Here is an 8,637-nt window from a genome sequence, read left to right on the forward strand (position 1 = left end):
TCGGTCATCGAGCGCTCCACCCGCCGTCCATGGTGTAGGAGGCGCCGGTCACCATGCCCGCGTCGGCCGAGGCGAGCCAACCCACCAGTGAGGCAACCTCTTCCGGCTCGACCAGGCGCTTGATCGCGCTCTCGGTGAGCAGGATCTTCTCCAGCACTTCCTGCTCGGGGATGTTGTGCGCCTTGGCTTGATCGGCGATCTGCTTGTCCACCAACGGGGTTCGGACGTAGCCGGGACTCACGCAGTTGCTGGTGACGCCGTGCCGGCCGCCCTCCAGCGCGGTGACCTTGGACAGGCCCTCCAGGCCATGCTTGGCCGTCACGTACGCGGACTTGTACTCGGACGCCCGAATCCCGTGCACCGACGAGATATTGATGATCCGGCCGTAGCCCTGCTGGTACATGTGCGGCAGAGCCGCCCGGATGAGCAGGAACGGCGCCTCGACCATCAGGGTGAGCAGCGTGCGGAACTGTCGTGGGGCAAAGTCCTCGATCGGGCTGATGCTTTGCACCCCCGCGTTGTTCACCAGGATGTCCGCTTCGAGGTCGAGTTTTTCCAGTGCCTCGACGTCGAGAAGGTCTACCGCCCACGACCTTCCGTCGAGTTCGCGGGCCAGCGCCTTGGCGCCGACCTCGTCGATATCGGCAATGGTGACCAGCGCGCCGCGGGCGGCGAGGGTCCGTGCGCAGGCGGCGCCGATACCGCTGGCGCCGCCGGTGATCAGGGCGGAACGGCCGGTGAGGTCGCTCATGTGGCGGCCACCGTGGCGGGCTTGCCTGCCAGGTATTCGGCGTCGGCGAGGTCGACGGTTTCCAAGTCCAGGCCTTTCGTTTCACGGGCGAAGAAGACCGCGACCACGGTGACCGCCGCGGCGATGGCCAGGTAGATCGCGATGGGCACCGCGGACTTGTAGGTGTTGAGCAGGCGCACGGCGATGATCGGCGCGAGCGAGCCCGCCACGATCGAGGTGACCTGATAGCCAAGGGACACACCGGAATACCGCATGCGGGTCGGGAACATCTCGGCCATGATCGCGGGCTGGCCCGCATACATGAACGCGTGGAAGACCAGGCCGATGATGATGGCGAACAGGATGATCGCGTTGTGGCCGCTGTCCATCATCGGGAAGGCGAAGAAGCCCCAGGTGCCCGCGGTGAGCGCGCCGATCAGGTAGATCGGTCGCCTGCCGAAGCGATCGGACAGCCGCCCGACCAGCGGGATCGTCACGAAATGCACGGCGTGCGCGGCGAGCAGCCACCAGAGGATGACCTTGGTGTCGACGTGCACCTGCACCTTGAGGTAGGTGATGGTGAAGGTGACCACCAGGTAGTACAGGATGTTCTCGCCGAAACGCAGTCCCATGGCGGTGAGTACGCCACGCGGGTAGCGCTTGAGCACCTCGACGACGCTCAGTGACGTCGCCTTGATCTTTTCCACTTCCTGTTGCGCGGCAACGAAAATGGGCGCGTCGGTGACCTTGGTGCGGATGTAGTAGCCGACGAGCACGACCACCGCGGACAGCCAGAAGGCAACGCGCCAACCCCAACTGAGGAAGGCGGCGTCGGACAGCCAACTGGTCAGTGCCAGCAGCACCACCGTCGCCAGCAGGTTCCCCATCGGCACGCCGGCTTGCGGCCAACTGGCCCAGAAACCGCGACTGCGCGTCGGACTGTGTTCGGCCACAAGGAGAACCGCGCCGCCCCATTCGCCGCCGACCGCGAAACCCTGGATGAAGCGCAGCACCACCAGCAGTGCGGGCGCCCAGTAGCCGATCTGACCGAACGTCGGCAGGCAGCCCATCAGGAACGTCGACGCGCCCACCAGGATCAGGCTGAATTGCAACAGCTTCTTGCGCCCGTACTTGTCGCCGAAATGCCCGAAGACGATGCCGCCCAACGGGCGTGCGGCGAAGCCGACGGCATAGGTGATGAAGGCGGCCAGAATCGCGTCCAGATCGTCGGTGCCCTTGGCGAAGAACACCTTGCTGAACACCAGCGTCGCGGCGGTGCCGTAGAGGAAGAACTCGTACCATTCGACGACCGTGCCCGCCATCGACGCGGCTACCACCCGTCTCAAGCCGGTCGGCACCCCGTCCGGGTCGCTCGGCCACAAAGCACTGCGCACGCTCATCGAACTCTCCTTCGTGCCAGGGGTCACATCAGGGTGTAGATGTGATGGCCCCCACAAATCTCGGCTGCAACGAAGTATTAGTGCAGATGGGTTTGTCCGCAATGACTAGATGTGCAGTGGGTATCTGCGAGTATGCAGATATGAACGTCGGTTCCGCGGGGTCTGCCCGTCGGCCGAGCGCGGACGACCTGCTGGTGCTGCTCGCAGTCGGCCGATCGGGACGTTTCGTGTCGGCGGCCGAGGAACTCGGCATCAACCACACCACCATTTCCCGTCGTATCGCCGCGCTGGAACACACCCTGGGGGGCCGGGTCCTCACGCGCGCCGCGGGCGGCTGGGAGCTCACCGAACTCGGTAAGGAAGCGCTGGCCGCCGCCGAGGCGATCGAGTCGGCCGTCAAATCCCTCGCCGCCGATGCCGACGGCAGCCGAGTCCTCGAAGGAGTAGTACGGATTTCCGCAACCGACGGCTTCAGCGCCTACCTCGCCGCCCCCGCCGCCGCCGAGGTGCAACGCCAACACCCCAAGATCACCGTCGAAATCGTCGCCACCACAAGACGAGCTTCCACCCAACGCTCCGGCCTGGACCTCGAAGTAGTAGTAGGCGAACCCCAAGTCCACCGCGCCACCGCAATCCGCCTCTCCGACTACTGCCTAGGCCTCTACGGCAGCCGAGACTATCTAGCCGAACACGGCACCCCCACAACCATCAACGACCTGGCCGCCCACCCCCTCGTCTACTTCATCGACTCCATGCTCCAAGTAGACGACCTCGACCTAGCCTCCAGCTTCGCCCCCGCCATGCGCGAATCCGTAACCTCCACAAACGTTTTCGTCCACGTAGAAGCCACCCGAGCCGCCGCAGGAATCGGCCTACTGCCCTGTTTCATGGCCGACCGCCACCCCGACCTCACCCGAGTCCTCCCCAACCAGGTCTCCGTCCAACTCGCCTACTGGCTCGTCGCCCGCGCCGAAACCCTCCGCCGCCCCGAAGTAGCCGCCTTCGTGGACGCCCTCCGCGCCAAGGTCCACCACGAGCGCGACGAGCTCCTCGGCCTACCTCGCTGACGGTCTCAAGACCCGATGGTCCGGGCAAGGTTGCGTGCGCTTGTGTCTTCGGTGAGGTGGCCGTCGGTCATGGTGTAGACGGCGTTCATGCGGTGGAGGTGAGTGCGGTCGTGGGTTACCAGGAGGGTGGCGGTGTCGTGATCACGGACGATGGTGAGGATGAGATCGATGATGGTGGAGCCTCGTTCGGTGTCGAGGGCGCTGGTTGGTTCGTCGATGACGAGTAGGGCGGGGTTGTTCATCAGGGCTCGGGCGATGTTGACGCGTTGGCGTTGGCCGCCGGAGAGTTGGGCGGGGCGTTTGGACTGTTGGTCGGCCAGGCCGACAGCGTCGAGGAGTTCTATTGCCCTGGTGCGGGTTTCGCGGCGTTGGTGAGCGGAGATGTGGAAGTGCTGGCCTAGGTGGGACATCACTTCGAGTTGTTCAATTGCGGTGAGGGCGGGGATGAGGTTCGGCTGTTGGAAAACTATGCCGATGGTGGAACGGCGGAGGGCGGCGGCCTCGCGGCGGCCCACGGTGGCGAGATCGGTGGTGCCGGTGGGGGTTTCGAGGGTGATCTGGCCGGAGTCAGGGTGGATGAGGGTGGAGGCTACGGCCAGGAGGCTGGATTTGCCTGAGCCGGAGGGGCCGGTGATGGCGGCGATGGTGCCGCCGGTGACGCGCAGGCTTACTCGGTCGAGGGCGGTGAGTCGGCCGGTGCCGTCGGGGTAGGTGAGGGTCACGTTGTCGACGGTGAGGGCGGTGCTGGTGCGGATCGCGGTGGTCATGCTCGAAAACTCCAGTGGCTCAATGCTGGTGGGTCAGCGTGCGGCGCCGAGGGCCGTTAGTGGGTCGGTGGTGAACAGGAAGCGGAGGGCGAAGGCGGCACCGAGTAGGCCGAGCACGATCAGGGCCAGCGCGGGCAGCAGCGTAGTCGTGAGACTCAGGACGAAGGGGAGGGCGTCGCCCATGAAAGCGGCTGCGGCGACGGTGATTCCGAGGCCGACGGCGACGCCGGCGGTCAGCACGATGGCGGCTTGGGCGAGGGCGTCGCGGACCAGGGAGCCGGAGGTGGCGCCGAGGGCTTTGAGGGTGGCGACGTCGGGCATGCGCTGGACGGTCCACACGGTGAAGAAGGCGCCGATCACCAGTGCCGAGATGGCGAACAGCAGCACGGTCATCAGGGTCAGTGAGCCGTTCTCGGCTTTGTAGGCACTGAGCGCGGACAGCGCGCCGGATGGGTCGGTTGTCTGCGTGTGGGCGGTGGCGTTCACCGCTGTTCGATCGGCGACGCCGGAGACCGCGAGCACGGTGGCCGCGCCGGAGCGCGGGCTCATCGCCTGCCAGTCGGCCAGGGTTGTCCAGACCACCGGTGTGTGGCTGTACCAGTCGTCGCCGCGCACCGCGGCAACGGTGAATGCGCGGCCGCTGATGGTGACGGAGTCGCCCGCCCCGGCGCCGAGATCCTTGGCCGCGCCGGTGCTGAGCACCACGCTGCCGTTCTCGGTTGCGGAGCGGTTGCCGAATGCTGTTCCGGTGGTGCCGAAGAAGGCGACCTGCACCGAGGCTCGTCCGCTGGGATCGACCTTGCCGTGGCTGATGCCGATCGGGTCGACGGTGCCGTTCGGGCCCGCCGCGGCCTGCCAGGCGGCGACCTGCTCGGCGGTCAGCGTCGAGGCGTCGAAGGATGGTGCGGCGCCGGTGTCGGCGAAGACGATGGTGTCGCCGGGGAACGATTCGACGGCCGAGATGTTCTGGTGCGCGAGCCCGGCGGTGAGCCCGCTGAGGAAGCTCACCAGCAGCGCCACCAGGGTGACGACCAGGGTGATGAGCAGGAAGCGGCCGCGGGCGGCGCGCAGGTCTCGGAGTGCGACGAACATGCCTTCACTGTTCCGCGCGGCGCGCCGTCGGCCATCGCGCGCGGGAAGGAAAGGCGCACCATCGAAGGGTGGGTGGCGGTTTACACCTTTCGATGGATGCCACCCGAGTAGCCGCACATAAGCTGGCAAGGTGCACTCGTCCCCGCTCACTCCGGTCTTCACCGCGCTGCGGCTCGGCCTGCATGTGCTGGTGACGGCGTTGGCGGTGGTGATCGCCGTACGTGCGCTGCTGCCCGGTGCGCCGCACCCGATCCCGGTCGTGGCGTTGACGGTGGCTTTCCTGGCGACGTACTTCGCCGGGCATGTGCTGAGCGGGCGTCGCGGCGGGATCGCCGTCTGGTTGATCGCCCTGACGGTCTGGTGGCTCGGCCTGGTCCTGCTCGCTCCCGACGCCGGTTATCTGGCCTTCGGCCTGTTCTTCCTCTACCTGCACCTGCTCCCGCGCCCGTGGAACATGGTCGCGGTGGCGGCGGCCACGGCGATCGCGGTGATCGGCTTCGGGGTGCACCGCGGCTGGTCGGTGGCGGGCGCGATCGGCCCGATGTTCGGCGCGGCGGTCGCCGTCGGCATCGGCCTCGGCTATCAGGCGCTGTTCCGCGAATCCGCCGAACGGCAGCGGCTGATCGACGAATTGCTCAGCACCCGAGCGATACTCGCGGACCAGGAGCGCACGGCGGGCAAACTGTCCGAACGCGAACGACTGGCGCAGGAGATCCACGACACCGTCGCCCAGGGCTTGAGCAGCATCCAGCTTCTACTGCATGCCGCCGAGCAGTCCGCGCCGGATCATCCTGCACTGCAACGGATTCAGTTGGCCAGGGAGACGGCTGCAGAGAATCTTGCCGAAACCCGAAGGCTCATTGCCGAATTGGCCCCGGCTGCACTCGACGGCCAATCACTCGCCCAAGCACTGGAACGAATCTCCTTACGCGCCAACGCCCCCGGCCTCGCCACCCAACTGGTAGTCGAGGGCACCCCCGAGCGGTTGCCGATGCCGATCGAGGCAGCGCTGGTGCGCATCGCGCAAGGCGCGGTCTCGAATGTGGTGCAGCACGCGAAGGCCGACCGGATGCGCCTGACGCTGACCTACGCCGACGCGGAGGTCCTGCTCGACGTGGTGGACGACGGCGTCGGGATCGAACCCGACGTCCTCGACCACGCGCCGTCCGGCTCGTTCGGTCTCGCCGCCATGCGGTCGCGGGTGGAGCAGCAGGGCGGCACCATGGCGGTGGAATCGGAACCGGGCCACACCGCGGTCACCGTCTCCTTCCCGCTGGAACCCGCCGCACCGGAACCGGATTCGGGAGAGCGCGAATGATCCGCCTGCTGCTGGCCGACGACCATGCCATCGTCCGCGCCGGCCTGCGCGCGCTGCTCGACGGCGGCGACGGCATCACCGTCGTCGGCGACGTGCCCACCGGCGAGGCGGCCGTCGCGTTCTGCGCGACCACCCCGGTCGACCTGGTGCTGATGGACCTGAGCTTCGGTCCCGGCCGCTCCGGTGCGGACGCCACCGCCGAGCTGCGCGCCCTCCCGGAGCCGCCGAATGTCTTGGTGGTCACCAACTACGACACCGACGCCGACATCCTCGGCGCCATCGAAGCGGGCGCCTGCGGTTACATCCTGAAGGACACCCCGCCCACTGAACTGCTCGCCGCCGTCCGCTCGGCCGCGGCGGGGGAGAGCGTGCTGTCGCCCGCGGTGGCCTCGAAGTTGATGACCCGGGTGCGCCGTGCCGACACCACCTTGAGCGCTCGCGAGATCGAGGTGCTGCGGCTGGTCGCCGACGGACGCTCCAATCGCGAGATCGCCAAGGAGCTGTTCCTCAGCGAGACCACCGTCAAGTCCCACCTGGTGCACATCTACGCGAAACTCGGTGTCCGGTCCCGCACCTCGGCCGTCGCCCGTGCCCGCGAGCAAGGCGCTATCTGAGCGACGAAGACCGCGACATGCGCCCGCAGCTGCCCTGTTCGACAGCCTGCGTGCCCCTAGGGTGAAGCAATGGCCTCTCTCTCGGATCCTCAGGTGCGCGAGTTCCTCTCCGAAGGCACGCGGACGGGCAAGGTGGCTTTCGTCGCCGCCGACGGACGGCCGGTGGTGACCCCGGTGTGGTTCGTACTCGAGGGGGACGAACTGGTTTTCAACACCGGCAAGGACACCGCCAAGGGCAAGGCGTTCGCCCGCGACGGGCGCATCGCGGTGATCGTCGACGTCGAGGCGGCGCCGTACCCGTCGGTGCAGTTGCAGGGCACCGTGACCCTGTCCGAGGATCCGGCAGAACTGGTCCGCACGGCGACCGAGATCGGCGGCCGGTACATGGGTGCCGACCGGGCCGAGGAATTCGGCAAGCGCAACGGGGTGCCCGGCGAACTCGTTGTCCGCCTGCGGCCGACCAAGGTGCTCGCACACTTCGACGCGACGGCCTGACCCGACCATCGTTTTACACTCACCCGCATGACCGTGCACTTCATCGGCGCCGGACCGGGTGCGGCCGACCTGCTCACCGTCCGCGCGGTCGCCCTGCTCGGCTCGTCCCCGGTGTGCCTGTACGCGGGCACCTATCTGGATCCCGAAGTGCTCGGTCATTGCGCGCCCGACGCCGAATTGATCGACACCCAGCACCTGGACCTCGATCAGATCACCGAACACCTGGTGCGCGCCGATCAATCCGGTAAAGACGTGGCCCGGCTGTGCTCGGGTGACCCGTCGCTCTACTCGGCCCTCACCGAACAGACCCGCAGGCTTGACGCACATGGCATTCCGTGGGACGTCACCCCCGGCGTTCCCGCCTATGCCGCCGCGGCCGCGTTGCTCGGCACCGAACTCACTGTCCCCGAGTTGGTGCAGTCGGTCGTGCTGACCCGCACCCGAGCCCGCTCGACCGCCATGCCCGACTCCGAGGCACTGGCCAACTTCGCCGCCACCGGCGCCACTCTCGTGCTGCACCTCGCGATCACCCGCATCCGCACGCTGGCCGCCGAACTCGTCGCCGACTACGGCCGGGACTGTCCGGTCGCCGTGGTGTACCGCGCCAGCCAGCCCGGCCAGCTGATCCTGCGCGGCACGCTCACCGACATCGCCGATCAGGTCGAGGCCGCCGAACTGCGGCAGGCCGCGATCATCCTGGTCGGCAAGGCCCTCGCGGGCACGGTGTCGTGTGCCGAATCCCACCTCTACGACCCGGCTCGCACCCGCCATCGGTGACCCGCCGCGCCGCCCGCACAGCGCGTCGCGCAGGATGTGAGGTCTGCAACATGAGCCCTGCAAAGTACTGACACCCCGACTGCCTGTGATGATGTCGGTCAGCTATCGAGGTTGGTTGGTTCGGCGCGGGCGACGACGGTAGATTGGTTCGGTGATCTGCAGCGAGATTCCCGGCATCGCCGGTCGGTGGGTAGTGGGCGCGGTCGCGCCTATGTAACAAGGTCACCCTGGCGAACAGATAGTGCCAATGAGCTTTTTTTGCCTGATTGATTAGAGAACTGAACCCCGAGACGCGGGCGCCACGCTGGGATAGGTGAGCGTCCTGTCCGGGTGTCGTCGGGGAGCGCTTGCGTGGTGTTCCGGAAGCGAGGTTACGG

At 67.3% G+C, this 8,637-nt stretch carries 9 protein-coding genes; 5 read left to right on the forward strand and 4 right to left on the reverse strand.

What is annotated here, in order from left to right; genetic code table 11:
* Window positions 1-4 precede the first annotated feature (4 nt).
* Window positions 5-751 (reverse strand): 3-hydroxybutyrate dehydrogenase, encoded by a 747-nt coding sequence (locus ACFWF1_RS19340; RefSeq protein ID WP_379281159.1) that lies wholly within the window; start codon window positions 749-751, stop codon window positions 5-7.
* Window positions 748-2,130, reverse strand: coding sequence for an MFS transporter (locus tag ACFWF1_RS19345; protein ID WP_379281158.1), 1,383 nt, complete (start codon window positions 2,128-2,130; stop codon window positions 748-750). The genes ACFWF1_RS19340 and ACFWF1_RS19345 overlap by 4 nt, the downstream gene beginning before the upstream one ends.
* A gap of 140 nt (window positions 2,131-2,270) precedes the next feature.
* On the opposite strand from ACFWF1_RS19345, the gene ACFWF1_RS19350 reads away from it, so the two are divergent.
* The gene (locus ACFWF1_RS19350; protein ID WP_379281157.1) at window positions 2,271-3,197 is read left to right on the forward strand and encodes a LysR family transcriptional regulator; all 927 of its coding nucleotides are present in this window, start codon (window positions 2,271-2,273) and stop codon (window positions 3,195-3,197) included.
* A 5-nt stretch (window positions 3,198-3,202) separates the two neighbouring features.
* Here the strand turns inward: ACFWF1_RS19350 and ACFWF1_RS19355 are convergent, their stop codons facing one another.
* Together ACFWF1_RS19355 and ACFWF1_RS19360 are read right to left on the reverse strand one after the other, a co-directional pair.
* Window positions 3,203-3,964: an ABC transporter ATP-binding protein gene (locus tag ACFWF1_RS19355; RefSeq protein WP_379281156.1), complete on the reverse strand. Its 762-nt coding sequence runs from the start codon at window positions 3,962-3,964 to the stop codon at window positions 3,203-3,205.
* A 33-nt stretch (window positions 3,965-3,997) separates the two neighbouring features.
* Window positions 3,998-5,056, reverse strand: coding sequence for an ABC transporter permease (locus ACFWF1_RS19360; RefSeq protein ID WP_379281155.1), 1,059 nt, complete (start codon window positions 5,054-5,056; stop codon window positions 3,998-4,000).
* 130 nt (window positions 5,057-5,186) lie between these two features.
* Between ACFWF1_RS19360 and ACFWF1_RS19365 the strand changes: the two genes are divergently transcribed.
* The 4 genes from ACFWF1_RS19365 to cobM all read left to right on the forward strand — a co-directional run bounded on the left by ACFWF1_RS19365 (window position 5,187) and on the right by cobM (window position 8,260).
* Window positions 5,187-6,374, forward strand: a complete 1,188-nt coding sequence (locus ACFWF1_RS19365) for a sensor histidine kinase (protein WP_379281154.1) — start codon at window positions 5,187-5,189, stop codon at window positions 6,372-6,374.
* Window positions 6,371-6,988 carry a LuxR C-terminal-related transcriptional regulator gene (locus ACFWF1_RS19370; RefSeq protein ID WP_379281153.1) on the forward strand — a complete coding sequence of 206 codons (618 nt, stop codon included), beginning with the start codon at window positions 6,371-6,373 and terminating at the stop codon, window positions 6,986-6,988. Before ACFWF1_RS19365 ends, ACFWF1_RS19370 begins: the two co-directional genes overlap by 4 nt.
* Before the next feature lie 69 nt (window positions 6,989-7,057).
* Window positions 7,058-7,483, forward strand: coding sequence for a PPOX class F420-dependent oxidoreductase (locus ACFWF1_RS19375; protein ID WP_379281152.1), 426 nt, complete (start codon window positions 7,058-7,060; stop codon window positions 7,481-7,483).
* A gap of 27 nt (window positions 7,484-7,510) precedes the next feature.
* On the forward strand, window positions 7,511-8,260 hold the full coding sequence (gene cobM / locus ACFWF1_RS19380; protein ID WP_379281151.1) for a precorrin-4 C(11)-methyltransferase: 750 nt from the start codon (window positions 7,511-7,513) through the stop codon (window positions 8,258-8,260).
* Window positions 8,261-8,637: the final 377 nt, after the last annotated feature.

It is taken from the genome of Nocardia sp. NPDC060255, assembly GCF_042727395.1.
Lineage (GTDB): Bacteria > Actinomycetota > Actinomycetes > Mycobacteriales > Mycobacteriaceae > Nocardia.

What these genes read in the sequence shown, in the direction of transcription:
- ACFWF1_RS19340 (WP_379281159.1), bottom strand. Translation starts at nt 751, where the DNA reads ATGAGCGACCTCACCGGCCGTTCCGCCCTGATCACCGGCGGCGCCAGC.
- ACFWF1_RS19345 (WP_379281158.1), bottom strand. Translation starts at nt 2,130, where the DNA reads ATGAGCGTGCGCAGTGCTTTGTGGCCGAGCGACCCGGACGGGGTGCCG.
- ACFWF1_RS19350 (WP_379281157.1), top strand. Translation starts at nt 2,271, where the DNA reads ATGAACGTCGGTTCCGCGGGGTCTGCCCGTCGGCCGAGCGCGGACGAC.
- ACFWF1_RS19355 (WP_379281156.1), bottom strand. Translation starts at nt 3,964, where the DNA reads ATGACCACCGCGATCCGCACCAGCACCGCCCTCACCGTCGACAACGTG.
- ACFWF1_RS19360 (WP_379281155.1), bottom strand. Translation starts at nt 5,056, where the DNA reads ATGTTCGTCGCACTCCGAGACCTGCGCGCCGCCCGCGGCCGCTTCCTG.
- ACFWF1_RS19370 (WP_379281153.1), top strand. Translation starts at nt 6,371, where the DNA reads ATGATCCGCCTGCTGCTGGCCGACGACCATGCCATCGTCCGCGCCGGC.
- ACFWF1_RS19375 (WP_379281152.1), top strand. Translation starts at nt 7,058, where the DNA reads ATGGCCTCTCTCTCGGATCCTCAGGTGCGCGAGTTCCTCTCCGAAGGC.
- cobM (WP_379281151.1), top strand. Translation starts at nt 7,511, where the DNA reads ATGACCGTGCACTTCATCGGCGCCGGACCGGGTGCGGCCGACCTGCTC.